Origin of the sequence: Pseudomonas veronii (assembly GCF_001439695.1) — a bacterium.
Taxonomy (GTDB): domain Bacteria; phylum Pseudomonadota; class Gammaproteobacteria; order Pseudomonadales; family Pseudomonadaceae; genus Aquipseudomonas; species Aquipseudomonas veronii.
Genome location: NZ_JYLL01000010.1, coordinates 160103 through 183499 on the forward strand (window position 1 = coordinate 160103; position 23397 = coordinate 183499).

Annotated in this window: 22 protein-coding genes and 1 pseudogene; 7 read left to right on the forward strand and 16 right to left on the reverse strand. The window is 64.1% G+C overall.

Annotated features, from left to right (window positions below):
- Positions 1 to 39: 39 nt before the first annotated feature.
- A pseudogene (locus TU80_RS15310) lies at positions 40 to 212 on the forward strand (dihydrofolate reductase); the annotation flags it as partial.
- Here the strand turns inward: TU80_RS15310 and TU80_RS15315 are convergent.
- From TU80_RS15315 to TU80_RS15335, 5 genes are all read right to left on the reverse strand, one after another.
- On the reverse strand, positions 199 to 1086 hold the full coding sequence (locus TU80_RS15315) for a LysR family transcriptional regulator (protein WP_046488517.1): 888 nt from the start codon (positions 1084 to 1086) through the stop codon (positions 199 to 201). The pseudogene TU80_RS15310 and the gene TU80_RS15315 overlap by 14 nt on opposite strands.
- Positions 1087 to 1284: 198 nt before the next feature.
- Positions 1285 to 1902 (reverse strand): isochorismate family cysteine hydrolase YcaC, encoded by a 618-nt coding sequence (gene ycaC / locus TU80_RS15320; RefSeq protein WP_057004838.1) that lies wholly within the window; start codon positions 1900 to 1902, stop codon positions 1285 to 1287.
- A 27-nt stretch (positions 1903 to 1929) separates the two neighbouring features.
- Positions 1930 to 3768, reverse strand: coding sequence for an amidohydrolase (locus TU80_RS15325; protein ID WP_057004839.1), 1839 nt, complete (start codon positions 3766 to 3768; stop codon positions 1930 to 1932).
- The gene (locus TU80_RS15330; protein ID WP_057004840.1) at positions 3765 to 4355 is read right to left on the reverse strand and encodes an antibiotic biosynthesis monooxygenase; all 591 of its coding nucleotides are present in this window, start codon (positions 4353 to 4355) and stop codon (positions 3765 to 3767) included. The genes TU80_RS15325 and TU80_RS15330 overlap by 4 nt, the downstream gene beginning before the upstream one ends.
- Positions 4356 to 4462: 107 nt before the next feature.
- Positions 4463 to 5374, reverse strand: a complete 912-nt coding sequence (locus TU80_RS15335; protein ID WP_046383863.1) for a LysR substrate-binding domain-containing protein — start codon at positions 5372 to 5374, stop codon at positions 4463 to 4465.
- A gap of 206 nt (positions 5375 to 5580) precedes the next feature.
- Between TU80_RS15335 and TU80_RS15340 the strand changes: the two genes are divergently transcribed.
- Complete coding sequence (locus TU80_RS15340; RefSeq protein WP_046383864.1) at positions 5581 to 5976, forward strand: helix-turn-helix domain-containing protein; 396 nt, start codon at positions 5581 to 5583, stop codon at positions 5974 to 5976.
- Between the two features lie 58 nt (positions 5977 to 6034).
- Positions 6035 to 8794 carry an ATP-binding protein gene (locus tag TU80_RS15345; protein WP_057004841.1) on the forward strand — a complete coding sequence of 920 codons (2760 nt, stop codon included), beginning with the start codon at positions 6035 to 6037 and terminating at the stop codon, positions 8792 to 8794.
- On the opposite strand, the gene TU80_RS15350 is transcribed toward TU80_RS15345, so the two are convergent.
- Together TU80_RS15350 and TU80_RS15355 are read right to left on the reverse strand one after the other, a co-directional pair.
- Positions 8741 to 10192 (reverse strand): ATP-binding protein, encoded by a 1452-nt coding sequence (locus TU80_RS15350; RefSeq protein WP_057004842.1) that lies wholly within the window; start codon positions 10190 to 10192, stop codon positions 8741 to 8743. The two genes, TU80_RS15345 and TU80_RS15350, sit on opposite strands and share 54 nt — an antisense overlap.
- A gap of 150 nt (positions 10193 to 10342) precedes the next feature.
- The gene (locus TU80_RS15355; protein WP_046383867.1) at positions 10343 to 11293 is read right to left on the reverse strand and encodes a GlxA family transcriptional regulator; all 951 of its coding nucleotides are present in this window, start codon (positions 11291 to 11293) and stop codon (positions 10343 to 10345) included.
- A 180-nt stretch (positions 11294 to 11473) separates the two neighbouring features.
- On the opposite strand from TU80_RS15355, the gene TU80_RS15360 reads away from it, so the two are divergent.
- Positions 11474 to 12196 carry a pirin family protein gene (locus TU80_RS15360; RefSeq protein WP_046383868.1) on the forward strand — a complete coding sequence of 241 codons (723 nt, stop codon included), beginning with the start codon at positions 11474 to 11476 and terminating at the stop codon, positions 12194 to 12196.
- Positions 12197 to 12340: 144 nt separating this feature from the next.
- Positions 12341 to 12766 (forward strand): hypothetical protein, encoded by a 426-nt coding sequence (locus TU80_RS31615; RefSeq protein ID WP_079443559.1) that lies wholly within the window; start codon positions 12341 to 12343, stop codon positions 12764 to 12766.
- Between the two features lie 60 nt (positions 12767 to 12826).
- Here the strand turns inward: TU80_RS31615 and TU80_RS15370 are convergent, their stop codons facing one another.
- Positions 12827 to 13786: a GlxA family transcriptional regulator gene (locus TU80_RS15370; RefSeq protein ID WP_057004844.1), complete on the reverse strand. Its 960-nt coding sequence runs from the start codon at positions 13784 to 13786 to the stop codon at positions 12827 to 12829.
- A 107-nt stretch (positions 13787 to 13893) separates the two neighbouring features.
- Between TU80_RS15370 and TU80_RS15375 the strand changes: the two genes are divergently transcribed.
- Entirely contained in the window at positions 13894 to 14436 is a 543-nt protein-coding gene (locus TU80_RS15375) for an acyl-CoA thioesterase (protein WP_082643848.1), read from the forward strand.
- Positions 14437 to 14869: 433 nt separating this feature from the next.
- On the opposite strand, the gene TU80_RS15385 is transcribed toward TU80_RS15375, so the two are convergent.
- The 7 genes from TU80_RS15385 to TU80_RS15415 form a co-directional block, all read right to left on the reverse strand.
- On the reverse strand, positions 14870 to 15658 hold the full coding sequence (locus TU80_RS15385) for an ABC transporter ATP-binding protein (protein ID WP_057004847.1): 789 nt from the start codon (positions 15656 to 15658) through the stop codon (positions 14870 to 14872).
- Entirely contained in the window at positions 15652 to 16641 is a 990-nt protein-coding gene (locus TU80_RS15390; RefSeq protein ID WP_082643849.1) for an ABC transporter permease, read from the reverse strand. The genes TU80_RS15385 and TU80_RS15390 overlap by 7 nt, the downstream gene beginning before the upstream one ends.
- On the reverse strand, positions 16628 to 17695 hold the full coding sequence (locus tag TU80_RS15395; protein ID WP_057004848.1) for an ABC transporter substrate-binding protein: 1068 nt from the start codon (positions 17693 to 17695) through the stop codon (positions 16628 to 16630). Before TU80_RS15395 ends, TU80_RS15390 begins: the two co-directional genes overlap by 14 nt.
- A 376-nt stretch (positions 17696 to 18071) precedes the next feature.
- The gene (gene aqpZ, locus TU80_RS15400) at positions 18072 to 18776 is read right to left on the reverse strand and encodes an aquaporin Z (protein WP_046383876.1); all 705 of its coding nucleotides are present in this window, start codon (positions 18774 to 18776) and stop codon (positions 18072 to 18074) included.
- Between the two features lie 121 nt (positions 18777 to 18897).
- Positions 18898 to 20082 (reverse strand): sugar transporter, encoded by a 1185-nt coding sequence (locus tag TU80_RS15405; protein WP_057004849.1) that lies wholly within the window; start codon positions 20080 to 20082, stop codon positions 18898 to 18900.
- Between the two features lie 124 nt (positions 20083 to 20206).
- Positions 20207 to 20569 (reverse strand): hypothetical protein, encoded by a 363-nt coding sequence (locus TU80_RS15410; RefSeq protein WP_046383878.1) that lies wholly within the window; start codon positions 20567 to 20569, stop codon positions 20207 to 20209.
- Positions 20570 to 20664: 95 nt separating this feature from the next.
- The gene (locus TU80_RS15415; protein ID WP_046383879.1) at positions 20665 to 21663 is read right to left on the reverse strand and encodes a bile acid:sodium symporter family protein; all 999 of its coding nucleotides are present in this window, start codon (positions 21661 to 21663) and stop codon (positions 20665 to 20667) included.
- Between the two features lie 85 nt (positions 21664 to 21748).
- On the opposite strand from TU80_RS15415, the gene TU80_RS15420 reads away from it, so the two are divergent.
- The gene (locus TU80_RS15420) at positions 21749 to 22537 is read left to right on the forward strand and encodes an AraC family transcriptional regulator (protein ID WP_046383880.1); all 789 of its coding nucleotides are present in this window, start codon (positions 21749 to 21751) and stop codon (positions 22535 to 22537) included.
- Positions 22538 to 22552: 15 nt separating this feature from the next.
- Here the strand turns inward: TU80_RS15420 and araH are convergent.
- Positions 22553 to 23397: L-arabinose ABC transporter permease AraH (gene araH, locus TU80_RS15425; RefSeq protein WP_057004854.1), on the reverse strand; the 845-nt coding region annotated here is incomplete at its 5' end.

The following is a 23397-nucleotide window of genomic DNA, read 5'->3' on the forward strand; positions in this document are numbered from 1 at the left end:
CAGCGGGATGAAGACTTCAACGCCGTGATCCGTGAGCGGCTGGCCTCTCTCCACGCGACGGCGCTGGAACCGTTGCCGGACGGGCACCCGCTGTACACCTATCCGCGGGTACGGCGGTCACCGCATACGCGGCGATTTCCACCACTGGCCAAGATGCGATTGCCGCTACGTTCCTGGCCAACCTGATCCGTCAGCTGTTCAACAGCCGTTAGCCAGGCGCTCGCGCAGGAACTCCACCAGCGCCTGCACCGGCCTCGAACTCTGCCGGTGCTGCGGGTACACCGCCGACAGCGTCAGGGCCTCGGGGGCGAAGTCTTGCAACAGCGTCACCAGGCGCCCGTCCGCCAAGGCATCGGCGACGATAAAGGTCGGCAGGTAGGTGACGCCCAGCCCGGCGATGGCGGCGTCGCGCAGCAACTCGCCATTATTGACGCGCATGCGCCCGCTGACGTTCAGCGACTGCGGCTTGCCTTTGCTCTGGAACCGCCATTGCACCTGGCGGCCGTGGCCGTAGGGCAGGCAATCGTGGTCGGTCAGGTCGTCGGGTTTCTGCGGTGTGCCACGCAACGCAAGGTACTCGGGGCTGGCGCAGTACACACGCTGCACGCTGGCGATACGCCGGGCGATCAGGGTGGAGTCTTCGAGGATGCCGATGCGCAACACCAGATCGTAGCCTTCGCCGATCAAGTCCACCGGGCGGTCGCTCAGATCGACTTCCACCGACACCTGCGGATAGCGCTGCAAAAACAGCGGCAACAGGCAACCCAGATGGGCCATGGCAAACGACAACGGCGCACTCAGGCGAATGGTGCCGCGCGGTTCGCTGTTCTGCCCGGCAATGCCCTGCTCCACCTGCTCGACTTCGCTGAGCAGGCGCAAGGCCGATTCGTAGTAACTCTGCCCCAGGGGTGTGACATCCAGGCGGCGGGTCGAGCGGTTGAGCAGGCGCACGCCGAGGCGGTCTTCGAGTTGGATCAGGCGGCGGCTGACGAATTGCTTGGACAGCCCCAATTGCTCGGCGGCGGCGGTGAAACTGCCGGATTCCATGACCTGGCAAAACAGGCGCATGTCTTCGAAGGGATTCATTGTCGCGTCTCGGTGGACATTTTTCTGATTTATAGCCTGTCAGGTGCTGCACCACAAACCTAATGTGCCAACACAATCAAAAGTGGGAGAGGGCTTGCCCCCGATAGCAATATGTCAGCCACTACATGCATGACTGATCCACCGCTATCGGGGGCAAGCCCCCTCCCACAGGGGATTACCGAGATTCCCGAGGTCGGGTTACTTGGTGGTGAACGCCGAGTAGCTGTTCATCAGGTTGCGGTAGTTGGGAATGCGCGGCGACAGCAGGTTGGCCAGGCCTTCCATGTCGTTGCGCCAGTCAACCTGCAGCTCGCAGGCCACGGAGAACCAGTTCACCAGTTGCGCGCCGGCCGCGGTCATACGGGCCCAGGCAGCCTGTTGCACGGTTTCGTTGAAGGTACCGGAAGCGTCGGTGACCACGAACACCTCAAAGCCTTCGGAGAGAGCGCACAGGGTCGGGAACGCTACGCACACATCCGTCACCACACCGGCAATGATGATCTGCTTGCGGCCGGTCGCCTTCACCGCCTTGACGAAGTCTTCGTTGTCCCAGGCGTTGATCTGGCCAGGGCGCGGGATGTACGGCGCGTCCGGGAACAGTGCTTTGAGCTCGGGCACCAGCGGGCCGTTGGGGCCGCTTTCAAAGCTGGTGGTGAGGATGGTCGGCAGGTTGAAGAACTTCGCCACGTCGGCCAGGGCCAGCACGTTGTTCTTGAATTCGTTGGGGGAGAAATCCTGCACCAGGGAGATCAGGCCGGTCTGGTGATCCACCAACAGCACCACGGCGTCATCTTTGTTCAAGCGCTTGTAAGTCATGGGTTAACTCCTTTGTGGGTTTAGGTATCAGAACGCAAAGCACGAGCAGCCAAACGCACCCCAGAAGCCCTGGAAGTCGCTGACCGGCACGTTGGAAAGACGCGCTTTCTCATGGCCATGAGCATGCACGCCACACGGGCCACTGCAGTGGTGAGCCTGCGCCTGCAGCGGCGAAGCGGGACGCCAGTGCCCCGGCACCTTGACCACCGGCGACCAGTCCGGCAGCACCGGCACGCGCGGCGGTGCGAAATCTTCGAAGTCGCCGGCGCCATACACCACCTTGCCGCCGACCACGGTCAGCACCGACTCGATCCACTTGATGGCCTCTTCATCGACGCTGAAAAAATCCGCCGACAGCGCGGCGACGTCCGCCAACTGGCCGACCTTGATCTGGCCCTTCTTGCCCTGCTCGGACGAGAACCAGGCGCTGCCATGGGTGAACAGCTCCAGCGCGGTCAGGCGCGGCAGGCCTTCGGCGTGCAGCTCCAGGCCGCCCACGGTGCGGCCGCTGACCATCCAGTACAGCGAGGTCCACGGGTTGTAGCTCGACACCCGCGTGGCGTCGGTGCCCGCGCCGACCGGTACACCTTCGGCGAGCATGCGTTTGATCGGCGGCGTGGCTTCGGCGGCCTTGGCGCCGTAGCGCTCGACAAAGTACTCACCCTGGAACGCCATGCGGTCCTGGATCGCAATCCCGCCGCCGAGGGCGCGCACACGCTCGATGTTGTGCGGGGTGATGGTTTCGGCGTGGTCGAAGAACCACGGCAGGCCATTGAACGGGATGTCGCGGTTGACCTTCTCGAACACATCGAGCATGCGCGAGATCGACTCGTTATAGGTGGCGTGCAGGCGGAACGGCCAGCGCTGCTCGACCAGGTGGCGCACCACCGGCTCCAGTTCCTGCTCCATGCTCAGCGGCAGGTCCGGGCGCGGTTCGAGGAAGTCTTCGAAGTCGGCGGCGGAGAACACCAGCATCTCGCCGGCGCCGTTGTGGCGCAGGTAGTCGTCGCCCTGGTGCAGGGTGACGCTGCCGGTCCAGTGCTTGAAGTCGCTGAGTTCTTCCTTGGGCTTCTGCGTGAACAGGTTGTAGGCGATACGTACCGTCAGCTGTTCATCCTTGGCCAGTTGCTCGATCACCGCGTAATCGTCGGGGTAGTTCTGGAAGCCGCCGCCGGCGTCGATCGCACTGGTCAGGCCGAGGCGATTGAGTTCGCGCATGAACTGGCGGGTCGAGTTGACCTGGTATTCCAACGGCAGTTTCGGGCCCTTGGCCAGGGTCGCATACAGGATCATCGCGTTGGGCCGCGCCACCAGCATGCCGGTGGGGTTGCCGTTGCTGTCACGCACGATCTCGCCGCCCGGCGGGTTCGGGGTGTCCTTGGTGTAGCCGGCCACGCGCAGGGCGGCGCGGTTGAGCAAGGCGCGGTCATACAGGTGCAGCACGAACACCGGCGTGTCCGGCGCCGCTTGGTTGAGCTCGTCCAGGGTCGGCATGCGCTTTTCGGCGAACTGGAATTCGTTCCAGCCGCCGACCACGCGCACCCATTGCGGCGTCGGGGTGCGATCGGCCTGGTCCTTGAGCATGCGCAAGGCATCGGCCAGGGACGGCACGCCTTCCCAGCGCAGTTCGAGGTTGTAGTTCAAGCCGCCACGGATCAGGTGCAGGTGCGAGTCGTTGAGGCCGGGGATCACCGTGCGGCCCTTGAGGTCGATGACCTGGGTGCCGCTGCCGCGCAGGGCCATGGCCTCGCCATCGGTGCCCACGGCCACGAAGCGCCCCAGGCGAATGGCGACGGCGGTGGCGCGTGGGTTTTCACGGTCCACGGTGTGGAACTGGCCATTGAACAAAATCAGATCGGCGTTCATAGGGTTTCCTTTACAGAGGCTTCAAGCCAGGGAGCGAACAGGCGGGTAGCCGCCGGCATCAGCAGGTACACCACCAGCAACACGATGGTCAGGGTGATCAGGAAGGTGGCGACCACGTAGTTGGACAGGAACGGGTGCAGGCCCAATATCGGGCCCCACACGATCGGTACCAGCAGGGTCAGCGGCAGGATCACGCACAGGGTGACCACGGCCTGTTTCCAGCGCGGCGGTTTGGCGACGCTGTCGGTTTGGGGGGTGAACCAGAACTCGTTGACCGCACCGATTTCGGTGTGGTCGCCGTCGGCCAGCATCGGCGCGGCTTCTTCGATCAGGGTTTTGCGCTCGGGGGAGTCGAGCCAGCGTTGCAGGTCGTCGGTGGAGCGGTAGCGCAACACGCAGGTGAACAGCGACAGGCCGTCGTGTTTACCGCGCACGACGTCGACGCCGAGGTGGCCCGGGCGTTCGCCGGCGATGCGTACTATGCGGCGTAGCCACGCTTCGTAGTTGGCCTCGCTGCCGGATTTGATCCGGTGTTTGACGATCAGGGTGACGACTTCGTCGGAACCGGTTTCAGGTGTTGGGTCCATGGTGTGTTCTTCCCCCTGGAGAGCTGAGCGATGAGACGAGTTTGGCGGCGACGGGCGATTCGGAATTGGATGTTTGTGCTGTTTGGCGCGGTGACTTGCCGGGCCGCCTACGCGGGGAAGCTGGACATGTGCGCGCTGATCCGGCTCCTCAACCAGCGCTCCGCCGGGTCGTTGTCATGCACCCCGCTCCACACCATCGACAGCTCTGCGGCGTCGATCGCAAACGGTGGGTCCTGCGCGCGCAACGTGGTGCCTTCGGTCAAGGCGCACGCTGCGTAGTCCGGCACGGTCGCGATGATCTGCGTGCCCGCCAGTAACGCCCGCAAGCCACTGAATTGCGGCACCGCCAGCACCACCCGGCGCGCCCGACCGATGCGCGCCAGGTCGAGGTCGATATTGCCGCTCAAGTCCCCCGAGAACGACACCATGGCATGCGGCCGTTCACAGTATTCGTCCAGGCTCAGCGGTGCGGTGCCGCCATCGCCGCGCAGCACCTTGCACGGAATGTCGCGCAGTTTCTTGCGCTTGGCATTGGCCGGCAGATCCGTGGTGTAGCTGACTCCCACGGTGATCTCGCCACTGGCCAGCAGCGACGACATCAACAGGTAATTGGCGCGGCGCACCACCACCACGATCCCCGGTGCCTCGTCGCGCAGTTGGCTGAGCAACGGCGGGAACAGGCCGAATTCGGCGTCATCGGACAGGCCGATGCGGAACACCGCACAGCTGGTGGAAGGGTCGAAATCCTTGGCGCGGCTGACCGCGCTCGAGATGGTGTCCATGGCCGGTTGCAGCTCCTTGAGTATCGCCATTGCGCGTGGTGTGGGCTCCATGCCGCGCCCATTGCGCAGCAGCAACGGGTCGTCGAACAAATCGCGTAAACGGCCCAAGGCCGCGCTCACCGCTGGTTGGCCCATAAACAGTTTTTCGGCGACCCGGGTCAGGTTCTTCTCGAACATCAGCGCTTCGAAAATCACCAGCAGGTTCATGTCGACGCGGCGCAGGTCGTTGCGGTTCATGGTGGTTCCCAAACAGTTGACAGAGCACCAGCTAAGCACGCGGCGCGGCGAGCGCGATTGCACACCTGTGCTGTCTTTTCCACGCCAACAACTGGCGAAATTAACAACGATTAACTCGTCAGTCGGACGGCACGGCACCAAGAATGAGGCCGTCTACACTGCATCCATTCACCGGGAACGCTCCCATCGACTGCGGATATTTCGTCATGGCCCGACTTGAGCACGGTGCTCCAAGCTTCTGCGCGACCGGCGGCCTCTGCCCCCGGCGCGAGCGTATCGCCAAGCAACTGATCCTCGCCAACCTCGGCGAAAGCCTGGCGATTGCCGACCTGGCCCAGGCCTGCGCACTGTCGCGCAGCCACTTCTCCCGCGCCTTCAAATGCACCACCGGGCTGTCGCCGCAGGAATGGATTCGCCAACAGCGCATCCAGCGCGCCAAGGAGTTGATCACCGGTACGTCCTTGAGCCTGACGCAAATCAGCCTGGAATGTGGTTTCTGCGACCAGGCGCACTTCTGCCATATGTTCACGCGCAGCGAAGGCGTCAACCCGATGACCTGGCGTAATCACCAATTGCGTCGCAAGCAGGCGATTGCCGCCTAGTGGTCAGCGCAAGCGTGGAATATGCTGGGCGAACCCTTTTTTCAGAGCTCGCGCTGGCATGAACGACCTCAGCGAACAGGCCGTACACTTCGGCCCGTATCGGATACACCCGCGCCAACGCCTGGTGCTGGAGGCTGGCCGGCCGTTGCGCCTGGGACGGCGGGCAGTGGACATCCTGCTGATCCTGCTGGAACAGGCCGGCAATGTGGTGAGCAAGCAGGAACTGATCGCGCGGGTCTGGCCCAAAAGCGTGGTCGAAGACGGCAACCTGCGCGTGCATATGGCGGCGTTGCGCAAGGCCCTGGGCGATGGCCAGGCCGGGCAGCGCTATATCGTCACCGTGGCCCAGCGCGGTTACAGTTTTGTTGCGCCACTGAGCATCGAACCGATGACCCTTCCAACCGACGGCAGTGCGCAAAGCCAGGCCCACAACCTGCCGCTGCGCAGCACGCGGATGATCGGCCGCCAGGCGCTGATCGATGCGCTGGTGCAGCAATTGCCGCAACAACGCTTTATCACCCTGACCGGCGCGGGAGGCATCGGTAAGACCACGGTCGCGCTGCGTGTCGCTGAGCTGCTGATCGGGCATTACCGCGACGGCATTCGCCTGCTCGACCTCGCCCCCCTCAGCGCGCCGTCGATGATCCTGCCCAACCTCGCCGCCCTGCTCGACCTCACCCCCGACGAACACGCGCCGCTGTTGACCCTCGCGCGCAGTCTCCACACGCGCCAGTTGCTGTTGGTGATCGACAACTGCGAACACCTGCTCGATGACATCGCCCTGATCAGCGAGACCCTGCTGCGCCACGCGCCCAACGTTCACATCCTCGCCACCAGCCGCGAAGCACTGCGCGCCGAGGGTGAATACGTGCAGCGCCTGGAGCCGCTGGCCTGCCCGCCCGCCACCGGCAACCGTGCCCAGGCGCTGGGCTATCCGGCCCTGCAACTGTTGATCGAGCGCGCCATGTCCCATCAGGACAGCTTCGCCCTCAGCGAAGCCGAACTGCCATTGGCGATTGATATCTGCCAGCGCCTCGACGGTATCCCGCTGGCCATTGAACTGGTGGCGGCGCAGATCGAACGTTTCGGCCTGCAAGGCCTGCTGGTGCAGATGGAAGACAACTTTCGCCTGCTGACCCGTGGCCGCCGCAGTGCCCTGCCCCGTCAACAGACGCTGCGCGCCACGCTGGACTGGAGTTTCGACCTGCTCGCGCCCTGCGAACAGATCTGCCTGCGCCGCCTGGCCGTGTTTCGCGGCGGCTTCAGCCTGGCCAGCGCGGCGGCGGTGATCGCTGGGGAACAGATCGCACCGGCCGAGGTGCTGGGTTCGATCACCCAACTGGTGGCCAAGTCCTTGCTCAATGTCGAGCCCGGCGATGACGAGATGGTCTACCGCCTGCTGGACATCACCCGCACCTACGCCCTGGAAAAGCTCAGCGTGGCCGCTGAACTCGACACCACCCGCGAGCGCCACGCCGCACGCTGCCTGGCCTTGATGGAACAGGCCCGGGACGATTGGGAACTGACCGCGACGCAGCCCTGGATCGACCGCTACGCGCCCCTGCGCGAAGACATCCGCGCCGCACTGGATTGGGGCCTGGGCGACCAGGGCACGCACCTGTTGGGTATTCGCCTGACGGTCAGCGCGATGCCGTTGTGGCAGGAGCTGTCATTGCTGGGGGAACACGGGCTGTACGTGGGCAAGGCGCTCGCACGGCTGGCGCAATCGCCCGCGCCGAACCCGCACTTGCACATGGCGTTGCAACTGGCGCTGGGCAGTTTTTCGTATCACACCCAGGGCGGTACGCCGCAGACCATTGACGCCTTTGCCTACGCGCGGCGCCTGGCCGAAGCGAACAACGACTTGAGCGGCCAGTTGCGTGCGGTGTCGGGCCATATGGCGGTCAACCTGTGTTGCGGCAATTATCGCCAGGCACTTGCGCAAAGCCTGCACTTCGATCAACTCGGCCCCCAGGCCGACCCCTTGCTCGACCTCAGCGCCCAGCGCCTGCGGGTACTGGCCCAGCACTTTGCCGGTCACCAGGCATTGGCCCTGCAAAATGCCGAACAGGTGATCCAGCGCATGGCCCACAGCGGCCATCTGAACCGGTTCACCCATGGCTTCGGCGTGCAGTACGACCAGGGCGTGGCCTCGCTGACGATCCTCGCTCGCATCCTGTGGCTGCGGGGGTTCCCGGAGCGTGCCTGGCGCACCGCGAACCAGGCCCTGGAACTGGCGCTGCAGATCAACCACGGCACCTCGATCTGCTACACCCTGGCCCTGGCCGGGGTGGTCATCGCCCGCTACAACGGCGACGCGGCCGCGGCCCATTCGCTGCAGGAACTGTTGTTGCAACAAGCGCAAAAGCACTCGGTGCAGCTGTTTCATACCTGGGCCCGACACTACGCGGGCGCAGCGCCGACGCAAGCCATGCCCGGGCTCGGCCTGATCGCGGATACCCTGGTGACCTTCAATGCGGGCGCGCTGGACGCGGCGATGTTCGAACGCGCCAAAAGCGGCGCGGCCGGCTGGTGTACAGCAGAGATCCTGCGGGTGCGCGCCGAGCACAGTGACGACATCCCGGCAGAAGCGCTGTTGCTCGAGGCACTCGGCCTGGCGCACCAGCAAGGCGCCCTGGCCTGGGAGTTACGCAGTGCGACCGCGCTGGCGCGGCTGTGGCAGCGCCAAGACCGCCGGCAAGCGGCTCGCGAGTTGCTGGACTCGGTCTACGGGCGATTCAGCGAAGGGTTCGCCACCCAGGACCTAATCGGCGTGCGCCGCCTGCTCGACGAGTTGCAGGACAAACGGCCGGCCTGAAAACGCCCCCAGATAATGCCCATACCCTTGCTGCAGGCGCGCCACTTGCAGCGGGTCGCGCAGTTGCGCCAGGGCGTAGCTGCGCACGCTGTTGAGCAAGCGGTAACGCTCGGGACCGAGGCCGGGCTCCACGCTCAGCAGCGAGATGTCGACCAGTCGCCGCAGCAGGTATGGCAGGTCGGCGTGAGCCAGCTCAGTGCCGGCGATCAACTGCCCCAGGACGGGCAAGCTCACCGCCATCTTGAACAGGCCCAGTTGCAGGAACAGCCAACGCTCCGGCAGGCTCAGGCGCTCGTATGACCAGTCCAGGGCCGCCGCCAGGGATCGGTGGCGTTCCAGCGCCGTGCGCCGACCGCGCGCCAGCACTTGCAGGCCGCTGCGCAATTGCACCTGCAAGCCCTGCACGCCGAGAGCATCGACCTGGGCCGCCGCCAGTTCGAGGGCCAACGGAATACCGTCGAGCCGGCGGCAGATATCGCGCAGCGCCGGCAAGTCCTGGGGCCGCAGGGCAAACCCTTGCTGACTGGCGCGCACGCGCGCGACGAACACCTGCACCGCCGAGTAGGCCATCGCCTGCTCGACGCTGCCCCAGGCGGACGGCATCGGCAGCGCCAGGCGAGGCACGCGCTGCACCCACTCGCCGGGCACCCGCAAGGCTTCGCGGCTGCTCAACAACAGCGTCACCCCAGGCGCGCTGGCCTGCAGCGCGCGCACCAGATGACGGCAGGCGCCGAGCAACACGTCGGCGCCATCGAGCACCAGCAATAACTGGCGCGAGGCCAATTGACGGAAGAGCGCCGCGGCACTGTCAGCCGCGTCGAGCCCGAGGGTCTCGGCCAACTGGCGCAGCATTGCCGTGGGCGTATCGACACCGGCCAGATCCAGCCACCACACGCCGTCGCGATAACGCGGCAACACACGCTCGGCCAACGCCAGGGCCAGGCTGCTCTTGCCGACGCCAGCACCTCCGGTGAGGGTCATCAGGCGTTGCCCCGACAGGCGTCGGACCAGCGTCCCCACCAGTTCGTCGCGACCGATCAGCGGGCTGAGCCGGGTCGCCAGGTTGTGCCGCGGTGCCGCGTTCCCAGCGGCCTCCTGCAGCGGCGCAACCAGGCAATAGCCGCGTTGGGGTTCATTGAGAATGTAGCGACGACCGTCCAATGCACGGCGCAGGGCGGCGATATGCACCCGCAGGTTGTTCTCTTCCACCACGCTGCACGGCCAGACGCGGGCGATCAGGGTGTCTTTGCTGACAAATTGCCCGGGCGTTTCGAGCAGCACCGCCAGGATGTCCAGCGCGCGCCCGCCCAACGGCACGGGCATGCCCGCCTTGCTGACCAGGCGCTGCTGGCGATGAAAGGTGTAAGGGCCAAAGCGCATCGCATGGTCGTTGTTCATCTGCGTAAAAGCGCTGAAACACCCGAGCTTGGGCTTCCGCGCATCCTTCTTCCATGGGCCTGCCGTTATCTTGCCAGCTCGTTGTAACAGGACAATGCTGGCACGGGGAGCGATACGGACAATCGGGTGCGCGAGACGGACATCCTGTCGTTAACTGAACTGCTGCCGGTATTGGGTGGGGTTGAGGCCGAGTTTTTCACTGAACAGAAAGCGCATATGCCGCACGCTGCCAAAGCCTGCGTGAAAGGCCACGGTTTTGAGCGGCAGGTCGGTGGTTTCCAGCAGGTGCCGGGCGCGGTCGATGCGCGCGCCCTGCAGGAAGGCCATCGGCGTCATCTGCACCTCTTTGGCGAACAACCGCGCAAAGTGCCGCGCACTCATGCCGGCGAGTGCCGCCATGGATTCGATGGTGAACGGCTGGTCCAGATGCGCCAGCACATGGCTCTGCACCCGCGTGATCGCGGTTTCCTGGGGCGCCACGGCGGCGGTCATCGGGCTGAACTGGGCCTGCCCGCCCTGGCGCTTCATCACCACCAGCAGCACTTTGGCCACGTCCACCGCGACCTGCTTGCCGTGGTCCTGGGCGACAACCGACAGCGCCAGGTCGATGCCCGCCGTCACCCCGCCGGACGTGATCAGGCGGCCGTCCTGCAGGTAGATGCGGTCGGTTTCGACAACGGCCTGGGGGAAGGCCTTGATCAGCCGCTCGGTGTAATGCCAGTGGGTGGTCACGCGGTGGCCGTCGAGCAACCCGGCATACCCCAGCACAAAGGCACCGGTGCAGATCGAGCCGAAGCGCCGCGCGCGTGGAGCAGCGGCCTGGAGCCAGGGCAACAGGTCGGGGTGGCATTCGTTATAGGCACCGGGACCACCGGGCACCAGCAGCAGGTCATAGGCCTCGTGCGCCTGGGCCAGCAGCAGGTCGGGCTGCACGACCACACCATTGGACGCACGCAGCGGGCCGGGCTCGGTGCCGACGATCAGGATCCGATAGTGCTGCGCCGCTGGCAGGTAGCGGTTGGCAATCGAAAACACTTCAAGCGGCCCAGCCATGTCGAGCAGGAGGAAGTCCGGAAACAGCGCCATGGCCACGGTGTTCATAGAGGGAGACGTCCATCAGGAAGGAAGGCAGCGGGTATTATGCCACGTCCGCAACTGTCAACCTCAATGCGACAGTTATTCAGATATCAGCTTCTTAATGAATATCCCAGTAACCAGTAACCTTCTTCTCAACGCAAGCGCCCTGCATTTCGCAGCCCGCTCTGACTTGAGGACACCACCATGCTGACCCTTCGCAAAGCCTCCGACCGCGGCGCCGCCAATCACGGTTGGTTGAAGTCGTTCCATACCTTCTCGTTCGCCAACTACTGGAACCCCGCCGAACAGGGTTTTTCCGACCTGCTGGTGATCAACGATGACCGCGTCGCCGCAGGCCGTGGCTTCGGCCAGCACCCGCACCGCGACATGGAGATTTTCTCCTATGTGCTCGAAGGCGCCCTGGAACACAAGGACACCCTGGGCACCGGCTCGGTGATCCGCCCCGGCGATGTGCAACTGATGAGCGCCGGCAGCGGCGTGGCCCACAGCGAGTTCAACCATAGCCAGAGCCGTGGCGTGCATTTCCTGCAGATCTGGATCGTGCCGAATGTCTCCGGCGCCGAGCCACGCTATCAGCAGGAGCACTTCAGCGCAGCGCAGAAACGTGGACGCTTGCAGTTGATCATCTCGCCGGATGGCGCCGAAGGCTCCCTTCACGTGCGCCAGGATGCACGGGTCTATGCCGGGCTATTCAACGCTGACGAAAGCGCAAGCCTGGACCTGGCGCCGGACCGCCACGTGTACATCCATGTGGCCCGCGGCAGCGTCGAGATCAACGGCCAACGCCTGCAGGAAGGCGACGGAGCCCGCGTGCGCGATGAGCGCCAGATCCGCCTGAGCCACGGTGACGATGCCGAGGTGCTGGTATTTGACCTGCGCCCTCTGGAACTGCCGCAGATGCCATGACGGCTGCACGATAGCCCGCCGACGCGGGCTATCGCTGGCGTCGATAGTCACCATCAGCCCAATGAAGTTCTCTTAAAAATACCAACGCGTAACATCAAACCCACACCAGGCAACACCCTAATCAAACACTCGGAGCACACTCTCATGAAACGCCAACTCTTGCTTAGCCTCGCTTTCTCGGTACTTGCTGCAAACGCTTTTGCCCACCCAGTCGTCGCTGAAGGCGGCGCTGATCGCCTCAACGAAAACCGCGTCGCCGAAGGCGGTGCCGAGCGTCTGCAAGGCAACCGTGTCGCCGAAGGCGGTGCTGAACGCCTGCTGGAACGTCGCGTCGCTGAAGGCGGTGCGGATCGCTTGCAAGAACGTGGTCTGGCTGAAGGCGGTGCGGATCGTCTGCAGGAACGTGGCCTGGCTGAAGGCGGTGCAGATCGTCTGCAGGAACGTGGCCTGGCTGAAGGCGGTGCAGATCGTCTGCAAGAACGTGGCCTGGCTGAAGGCGGTGCTGATCGCCTGCAGGAACGTGGCCTGGCCGAAGGCGGTGCAGATCGCCTGCAGGGCAACAACGCTTGACCCCGCGCTGTGTGCGCGGCACCCCAAACCGGCCTGATCAGCCGGTTTTTTTTCGCCTGCTTATCGGGTACTGGCCTGAAATCGCTTGCGATACGCTGCCGGCAGCATCCCCACCCGCTGCTGGAACAGGCGCCGGAACGAGTTGCTGTCTTCGTAGCCCACCGCATAGGTGATGCTTTCGAGGGTCATGCGCGTCGACTCCAGCATCTGCTTGGCGCGCTCCAGGCGCAGGGTCTGCACATAAGCGATCGGTGTATAGCCGGTGGCATCCTTGAAACGTCGCTTGAAATTGCGCACCCCAAAACCAAAGTGCCGGGCCACCTCGTCAATCACCAGCGCCTCGGCGCAGTGCTGCTCCAGCCAATGCTGCACGCGCAGTATCTGCGCGTCGCCGTGGCTCTTGGGCAACGACCACATCGCGTACACCGACTGCACCGTCCGCACCGTGTCGATCAGCAGGTATTTGCCACAGGTGTGAGCCAGTTCCGGCGAGCCGAAGCGGCGGATCAGGTGAAGCATCAAGTCCATCGCCGCACTGGCGCCACCACAGGTGATCACGCGGTTTTCTTCGCAGAGCATCTGCGCGTCATCGAGGCTTACGTCTGCGTAGCGTCGCCGGAAAAGCTCGGCAAACGCCCAGTGGGTGGTGGCGCGCAAGCCTTGCAGTACACCGGTTTCCGCCAACAGAAAGGCGGCGGTACACATCGACGCCAGCACGGCGCCGCGCCCATGCTGTTCGCGCAGCCAGGGGCCGAAGGCGGCAAACGTCGGCAAAGCCTCTTTCAAGGTGAAGAGAAAGCCGGGGATCAACACCAGGTCGGTCTGTGCGATCTGCGCGGTCGAACAGGCCACTTGCAGACGCTGCCCGCCCCAGGCATTCACGGCCTGGCCGTCGAGGGACGCGACCACGATCTCGAAGGGCGGATGGTCGGCAAACAGGTTGGCGGCGCTGAGCATTTCCAGGGCCAGGGTGGCGCTGGCGGCGGAGCAGTGATCGGCCAGGAGCAAGGTAATGTGCATTCACGGACCTTTTTGCGCTTTTCGCATTAAATAAGTCATTTGCGCACCTACCTTAGCCGATTTGGCGCCCTTACAGTGCTGCCACTGTTCAACTCTGTGGCGTCTCTATGAATCTCTGGTTTCGATTGCTCTACATGCTCTGCTGTCGCCCCTGGCGCAAGCCTGCCCATGGCCTGGCCACCACCGTGGTACGCATGCGGGTGTGGCCGCTGGACCTGGATCTCAACCGGCATGTCACCAATGGCCGCTACTTCACCCTGGCGGACGTTGCCCGGATGGATTTTGTCTTGCGCACCGGCGCTTTTCGCGTGGCCCTGCGCAACAAGGCGCTGCCGATCGTGGGCGATACCTGGGGCAAGTTCCGCCGCGAACTCAAGGTGTTCGAAGTGTTCGAGGTACACACCCGCATACTCGGCTGGGACCACAAGTGGAGCCTGATGGAGCACCGTTTCGTCAGCAAGGGTCGGGTGGTCGGCGTGGTGGTGATGCGCGGGCTGTTCCGCTCAGCCAAGGGCACCCTGCCCCCGGCGGATTTCCTGCGGGAGCTGGGGCTGGCCGAAACATCGCCGCCCCTGCCGCAGTGGCTGAGCGACTGGGCGCAGAGTTGCGAGGCGATGAGCGTGCAATTGCGAGGTGAGGAACAGGATTGAGGATCATCCGCTCATCATCGTCTTGAGGCATGCGCTCCTTGGCCAACATGTCCTTGGCGATTTTACGAGTCGTCGCGGCGCCTTCCAACTGCGCGCTGGATATAGGAGTCCACCAGATACCGAGTGTTATCGCGGTATTGGGGAGAAGACGCCACTGCCCCGCCCAAGCTGGACGTCAACGACTCGACGCCGTGAACAACCGCCTCACAAAAGTCAGTGATGCACAAAAAAAAAGCACTGCCGCACTCGCTGCGAAGCTCCAGGGTCTTACTCGCGCAAGCCAGGGACATCTTGATAGCTGCCCATGCGGCCTCTTTCTTGAGACCCGGCGCTGGATATCGACGAAACTCGTCCCAATGCAGATACCGGCCCTTGTCATCGACAGCTTTATAGATTGAGTCGCCAGGCGCTGCTCAGACTGATCAAGTCATACCTACCAGTTCTCCCCCAACCCCAGCAAGCCAAGTATCTGCCGGCGCAGGTCCACCAGATAAGGATCGTCGCGGTGCCGGGGGTATGGCCGCTCGATGGTCAATTGCGCCTGCAGGGTCGCCGGGCGGTCGCTGAACACGATCACGCGGTTGGCCAGGAGCAAGGCTTCTTCCACATCGTGGGTCACCAGCAACGCCGTGTAGCCCTGGCGTTGCCACAGGTCGATCAGTTCCTTTTGCATGGTGATGCGGGTCAGGGAATCGAGTTTGCCCAAGGGCTCGTCGAGGATCAGCAGGCGCGGCTGGTTCACCAACGCACGGGCCAGCGCAACCCGCTGCGCCATGCCGCCGGACAGTTGCCGAGGGAAGGCGCGGGCGAATTGGCTGAGGCCGACTTTTTCCAAGGCCTCATCGACTTTGGCGGCATGGGTCTTGAGCAGGCCCTGGGCTTCGAGGCCGAGGGCGACGTTGTCCCACACGCGGCGCCACGGATACAAGGTCGGGTCCTGGAACACCACCACGCGGCTCGGGTCCGGGCCGCTGATCGACTCACCATCGGCGAGCAAGCGCCCGGAATCCACCGGTTCCAGCCCAGCGACCAGACGCAGCAAGGTGGACTTGCCGCACCCCGAAGGCCCGAGCAAGGCAATGAACTCCCCCGCTGCCACGTCCAGCGAAACCCGCTGCAGCACCGGCAGATGCTCACCGTCCAAGGCAAACCCGTGGCTCAGGTTTTCGATGCGCAGCGCCAATCCCGCCGCGGCTTCTACTGCGGTTGCCAGGGCTACCATTTCATCGCTCCTTTCTGCCAGGCCAGCAAGTGGTCGCGCAGCCGGAACAAGCCGCTGATCAACCCCGAGCAGGCCAGCGCCATGATTAACAACGCTGCATACATATTCGCGTAGGCCGCCCACCCCTGGGCCCATTGCAGGTACCAGCCGATGCCGGATTTCACGCCCATCATTTCCGCCACCACCAGGGTCGAAAACGAGGCGCCGAGGCCCATGAACAGGCCGACGAACACATGGGGCAAGGCGGCGGGAATCGCCACCTTGAAAATCAGGAAAGGCTGTTTTGCACCAAGGGTGCGCGCCACGTCGTAATAGGCTTTATCGACACTGGCCACGCCGGACCAGGTCAGCACCGTGACCGGAAACCAAGTGGCCAGGGCGATCAGGAAGACGCTGGCGCTCCAACTGCTGGGGAACAGGAAAAAGCACAACGGCAACAGCGCCGTCGACGGCACCGGGCCGAGGATGCGCAGCACCGGATGCAGCCAATAGCCGATACGCGTCGACCAACCGATGGCCACGCCGGCGATAAACCCGGTCGCCGCGCCCAACGCCACGCCCGCACCGAGCAGCAACGCCGAATGCAGCAGGCTGTCGGCCAGGCGCACGTAGTCTTCGACATACACCGCGAGCAGGGCCTGGGGCGGCGCGAAGAACGGTACCGGCAGCAGCGCGAGTTTCGCCGTGAGCAGCTCCCAAATGCCCAACAGCAGCGGTAAAGCGATCAGCCATGACGCGGCTCCGCGCAGGCGCAGGCCGAGCCTGGCGAACCGGCGCCCGGCCACACTCGACACCCCGAACACCGCCGCCACGCCCACGCAGAGATGGGTCAAACCTTGGGTCATCGGCCAGTCGCGCGTCGCATTGGGCCAGTAGCTGATCAGCAGCGCCACGGCCAACCAGGCGCCGACCACCGCCAGGACCGGCCACCCGATCTTGAACGCCACGGGTGGGTTGAGGGTGGTCGCGTCAACTGAAGACATCGGCGGTGATCTCCTTGGCGAACGCCAGCGGGTCGGTGCCCTGGCTGATCACTTCCACGGTTTTCAAGTCGGTGACGTAGGTGGTGATTTCCGCGGTCAGCGCGGTGCCGACCGCATGGTGGCCGTGGGTGTGGTCGTGGAGGATCGCCTGGACTTCTTCGGTGGAGGTGTTCAACGCATAGGCCTGGAAACCCTTGGCGACGACCTCGGGGTGTTGCACGGAATAGTCATGGGCTTCGAGGATCGCCTGGGTCAGCGCCGCGACCACCCGCTTGTCTTCGCGCACCAGCTTGCCGGTGACACCGACCACGCAGCAGCTGAGGTTGGCGTAGGCCTCCACCAGGTTGGTGGACAGTTCCCGCGCCACGCCGGATTTGATCAGGCGATACATGAACGGGTCGCTGCCGCTGACCGCCTGCACCTCGCTGCGCTCCAGGGCGGTGCCGAGCAGGTCGGCCGGGTACAGGCGCCATTCGACGTCGCGCACCGGGTCGATGCCGTGCTTCTTGAGCAGGATCGAGAAGAAATTGCGGTCCGGGCTGGCCATGTCCGTCACGCCGATCGTCTTGCCCTTGAGGGCTTCGAGTGTGCTTACGCCGCCGTTCGCCGCACTGAGCAAACGCAGGCAGCCGCCATGGGTGCCGGCGGTCAGCTTGACGTCGAAGCCCTGCTCCAGGGCCTTGAGCCAACGCAGCGCCATGCCCACACCGGCATCGGCCTTGCCGGTGGCGATGGCTTCCAGCAGCACCTCGGTGGAATTGCCGAAATTGACCAGTTCCACATCCAGGTTGTGCTGTTTGAAGAAACCTTGACCGTGGGCGATCACCACCGGGGCCAGGCACACGGCATTCAGGTTGACCGCCAGTTTCAACGCGCGAGGCGCATCCAGGCGGATGAACTCACCGGTGCCGGCGGGCTCCTGGGGCGTGTGGTGCGCGGCGTGCTCGTCGGCGGCGAAGCCCAGGCGGGGCAGCGACAGCAGCAAGGGGCTGGCCAGGGTAATACCGGCCATGCCCAGGAGGCGGCGGCGGGTTAAAGGATCGAAAGCGGCCATGCAAAAACTCCCATGATTGTGTTCGCTAGGTAGATTGCGCGCCTTGCGTCATGCAGGGCACTCGCGACAAAACTACAATTTGATTATATTAATCAGCGACAATTATGAAAGAACCATATAATTCTATGGTTATGCCCGATGCCTCGAAACGCACAAAAAGCCCCCTAAGCTCAGATCGGAACAGTATTTATCGGGGTGTATGCGCAGTGGGTACAGACCGGGAAATGGGAGAAACCGCACCTGTAACCGGGGACGATCGATCAGTTGGCTGAGCAGCAGAAGATCGCAGATGCGTTCTTCAAGCCGGTGGATGCACAGGACGTGCAGACCTGGACGTGATGCAGGGGGAATGCGCTTGATTCCCCCCTTTTTCGATTCAAGCCGGGCTGCGCGCCTCCCACCCGCGCGCCGCCAACGCCCCCAACACCCCGCCGGCAATCGGCGCCAGCCAGAACGCCCAGAGTTGCGCGAGGTACTCGACCCCGGCGAACAACGCCGGCCCGGTGCTGCGCGCCGGGTTGACCGAGGTGTTGGTCACGGGGATCAGGATCAGGTGAATCAAAGTCAGCGCCAGGCCGATGGCAATCGGCGCAAAGCCGGCAACCGCGCCCGGTGCGGTCACGCGCATGATGATCAGGACAAAGAAGAACGTAGCGATCAGTTCGGCCAGCAACGCCGCCTTCATGTCGAACTGGCCCGGGCTCAGCGGGCCATAGCCGTTGGCGGCAAAACCACCCGGCTCAAAACCCGACTGCCCGTTGGCAATCACGTACAGGGCGGCAGAGGCGACAATCGCTCCTGCGACCTGGGCGGCGATGTAAGGCAGCACATCGGCACCGGGAACGCGGCGCCCGGCCCATAGGCCGATGGTCACCGCCGGGTTGAAATGCCCGCCTGAGACACCGCCCACCGCGTAGGCCATGGTCAGCACGGTGAGCCCGAACGCCAGGGACACCCCCAGAAACCCGATCCCCAGCGTCGGGAATGCCGCCGCCAGGATGGCACTGCCACACCCGCCGAACGTCAACCAGAAGGTACCTGCAAACTCTGCGGTCAAACGCTTTTGCACAATCGACTCCATTGCTTTTCAAACACCACGGCCCTGATCGAAGGGCATGGTGATCGCCGTCACCACAGGATGTGAGAGGTCCTGGGAGACGGTAGCAACAGGCATCAAAGTGCCCTGTAAGACTTGTCTGATTTCAGTCGCGCGCGACACCCTGACCGAACCGTCGGATCGCCAGGCAATAACCGATCAACGCCAGCGCGGCCAGCAACCCGCCCGCCGCGCCGATCCAGGCGAAGCCGAAGTGGCTGCCGACCCAACTGCCCAGCAACGCGCCGCCGCCGATGCCAATGTTGTAGATGCCGGAGAACATCGCCATGGCCACGTCGGTGGCGTCCGGGGCGAGCACCAGGACCTTGGACTGCATGGCCAGGCCGAAGCCCATGATCGCCATGCCCCAGAACACGCTCAGGCCGACGAGGTAGGATTCGGCCCCGCTCAACGGCAGCAGCAGCGCCAGGCACGCGCCCAGCAGGAACACCGCACCGACCACGAACAGATGCGGGTTGAAACGGTGTACCAGGCTGAACAACAGCGAGCCGATGATGCCCGCGCCGCCGAACACCAGCAGGAACAGGGTCACGACGTTACCGCTCAGGCCGGCGACACGTTCGACAAACGGTTCGATATAGCTGTAGGCGGTGAATTGCGCGGTGACCACCATGGCGGTGAGCACGTACAGCGCCACCAGCGCCGGGCGCTTGAACAGCAGCGGCAGGCTGCGCAGGGAGCCTGAGTTCTGGCTCGGCAACAGCGGCAAGGTGCGCGCCAGCCAGAACACCAGGCCGGCGGCGAAGGCCGCAATCACCAGGAACGTGGTGCGCCAGCCCATCGCTTCGCCCAGCAGGCGGCCCAGGGGGATGCCCAACACCATCGCCAGCGACGTGCCGGTGGCCAATAGGCCGAGGGCTTGCACCTGTTTGCCGGCCGGCGCCAGGCGTACCGCGAGGGACGCGGTAATCGACCAGAACAGCGCATGGGACAAGGCGATGCCGATCCGACTGACCATCAGCAGGCCGAAGCTGGTGGCGACGCTGGAGAGGATATGACTGACGATGAACAGGCCGAACAACACGATCAGCAGCTTGCGCCGTTCGATGTTGCGCGTCAGCAGCATCACCGGCAGCGAGGTCAGCGACACGATCCAGGCATAGATGGTGAGCATCAGGCCGACGCTGGCAATGGGCATGTCGAAGCTGGCGCCGATGGCGCTGAGCAGGCCGACGGGCACAAATTCGGTGGTATTGAACACAAAGGCGGCCAGCGCGAGGGCGATGACCGGTTGCCAGTTGGCACGGGGCGTTGCGGTTGAAAGGCTCATTGAAGGGCGCGGCACTCTGACGATGATCAAACGGCCACCCAGGACAAGCGCCGCCGCCGAGCATTCTATAGGTTTCTCGGGCGGCTGTTGACGCTCATCCGGGGCAAATCGCCTGCGCGATCGATCAGGGCGAGGTCAGGGTGATCAAGTAGCTACCCGTCTGAATGGGCTTATCGAAGGCGTCCACCAGGACATACTGCTGGTCGTAATAACGTCCGTTGGGGGTGTCGGCCATCAACCGCACATAGGCGTTGGGCGCGCCCACCGCCTTGACGCTGCGGACCGGCTGCACCGCGAGCTGGTTGCCGCGACTGGCCTGCGGGCAGCCTTTCAAGTCCATTATCGAGCCGCTCGCCGCCGCCGTGGTGCAGCCCGGCTCGACGATACTGCCGTAGAATCGGACGACGCCACCCTGCGGCGCCGCCATGCACGTCCCCGTCCATACAGCGAGGAAGCCTGTAACCAGTGACAAACGTATAACGTTCATGTCGACGCTCCTTCTTGGGTTGACAAGAAGTGAGTCGTCCGTTTTGACGCAGGCTTTAGGCCTTTCGTCGCTTTAAGAAATGTCTGATAGACCGATCACGGGTCCACCTGCCCCATCAATTGCGGAATGCTTTCCGGGCGCTGCGCATAACGTTGCGCCAACGCCGCACACACCATCAGCTGGATCTGGTGAAACAGCATCAACGGCAGGATCAACACACCCATGGTCGCCCCGGCGAACAGCACCTGGGCCATCGGCACTCCGGTCGCCAGGCTTTTCTTCGAACCGCAGAACAGGATGGTGATGCGGTCCTCCTGATTAAAGCCAAAAGCCTTGCCCAGCAGCGTGGACGCCAGCAATACCAGGGCGAGCAACACGCAGCAGGCCACCACCAGGCCGCCCAGCTCCCACAGCGGAATCTGCTGCCAGATGCCTTGGATGACCGCTTCGCTGAACGCGCCGTAGACCACCAACAGGATCGAGCCTTGGTCGACGAACTTCAGCCAGGCCTTGTTGCGGCCGACCCACTCGCCGATCCAGCGGCGGGCGATCTGCCCGGCGATGAACGGCAACAGCAATTGCACGCTGATTTTCAGGATGGCGTCGACGGTCGAACCGCTCTCGCCGTGGACATTCAGCAACAGCGTCACCAGCAACGGCGTGAGGAAGATCCCGAACAGGCTCGACGCCGCCGCGCTGCAGATCGCCGCCGGGATATTGCCGCGCGCCAGGGACGTAAAGGCAATCGCCGACTGCACCGTGGCCGGCAACGCGCACAGATAGAGCATGCCCATGTACAGGTCTTTGCCGATCAGCGGCGACAACAGCGGTTTGAGCGCCAGGCCCAACAAGGGGAACAGCACAAAAGTCAGGCTGAACACCAGCAGGTGCAGGCGCCAGTGCCCGGCCCCGGCGACGATGGCCTGGCGCGACAGCTTGGCGCCGTGCAGGAAAAACAACAGCGCGATGGCCAGGTTGGTCACCCAGCCGAAAGCCACGGCGGTCTGGCCGCTGGCGGGCAGCAAGGACGCAAGGAGCACGGTGGCAATCAGGGTCAGGGTGAAATTGTCGGGCAGAAAACGCGGGCGAGTCATAAGCAGGATCTTCCGGGGTTGCCAAGAACGTCATCGCGACTCTAACGTAACGCTTTATTACCGACTAACGCCAATGAGCCAGTAAATGCCGCCTAAAGGACATGACAAGACCGTCCGCCGCAGCGTGCCCGGGCTTTCCAGCCTGCCACGCCCGGTGTACGGACGCACCGAATCCTTGCCCAACCGCGCCTTGACCCGTCGGCACAGCCATCCGTGGGTGCAGTTGTCCTACGCGATTTCCGGGGTGCTGGAGATCCAGACCAGCGTCGGCCGCTTCGTCGCGCCGCCACAGCGCGCGGTGTGGATTCCGGCGGGCATGCCGCATCGGGTCTACAGCTCGCCGCACACGGAGATGCGCAGCCTGTACCTGGATTGCAGCGTCACCGCCTGGGCGGACGAACGTTGCCAGGTGTTGGAGGTGAGCAGTTTGTTGCGCGAGTTGATCCGCCGCTTCAGCGAACTGCCGGTGGAATATGCCGAAGAGGGCCCGGACGGCAGGCTGGCCCAGGTGGTGCTGGACCAACTGGCGGCGGCGCCCCAGGTGGATTTGATGCTGCCGTTGCCCCTCGACCCGCGCTTGCGGCAGATCTATCGCAGTTTGGAGCTGCACCCGGAGCAACCCACCACGCTGGGGGATTGGAGCCGCAAGCTGGCGGTCAGCGAGAAGACCCTCAGCCGCCTGTTTTTGCGTGACACCGGGCTGACCTTCCGCGCCTGGCGCCAGCGCTTGCGCCTGCTCGGCGCCCTGCCCGCCCTGGAGCAAGGCGAGCGGGTGACGGATGTGGCGTTGGCGTGCGGGTATGAATCCACGTCGGCGTTTATCAACGCGTTTCGCCAGCAATTCGACGCCACTCCCGGCGAGTTCTTCCGCTAATGCAAAGGAAGGAGCTCAGCGTTGTTTCATGCGATCGATCACCACCGCCAGCAGCAGGATCGAACCGCGGATCACGTACTGGTAGAAGGTGTCGATGTTCTTCAGGTTCATCGCGTTCTCGATGATCGCCAGGATCAGCACCCCGGCGATCACATGGCGGATCATGCCGATGCCGCCGCTGAGCGACACCCCGCCCAGCACACAGGCGGAAATCACCGTCAGCTCGAAGCCCTGGCCGATCATCGGCTGGCCCGAGGTCATGCGTGACGCGAGGATCACCCCGGCCAACGCGCCGATCAGGCCATGCACGGCAAAGATCAGGATCTTCGTGCGGTCCACGTTGACCCCGGCCAACAGCGCGGCTTCCGGGTTGCCGCCGATGGCCATGGTGTTGCGCCCGTAAGTGGTGTAGTTGAGCAGCCAGCCGAAGAACAGGAAGCAGACGATGGTGATCAGGATCGGCACCGGCACGCCCAATAATTGGCCGTTGCCGAACACGAAGAACTGATCCTGGGACACCCCCACCGCCTTGCCGTCGGCAAAGATATAGGCCAGGCCGCGCACGATCTGCATGGTCGCCAAGGTGGTGATCAGTGCATTGACCCGCAGCTTGGCGATGACGATGCCGTTGATCAGCCCGACAATCAGGCCCATCAGCAGCGCCGCGCCGATGCCCAGCATGACGCTGTCGGTGTCGCGCATCACAATCGCGGCCACCACCCCGGCGCAGGCGATCACCGAGCCCACCGACAAGTCGAAGTGCCCCGACGCCAGGCAGAACAGCATGGTGCAGGCGGCGATGCCCACGGTGGAAATCGCCAGGCCCAGCCCGCGCATGTTCAGCGGCGAGAGGAAGTTGT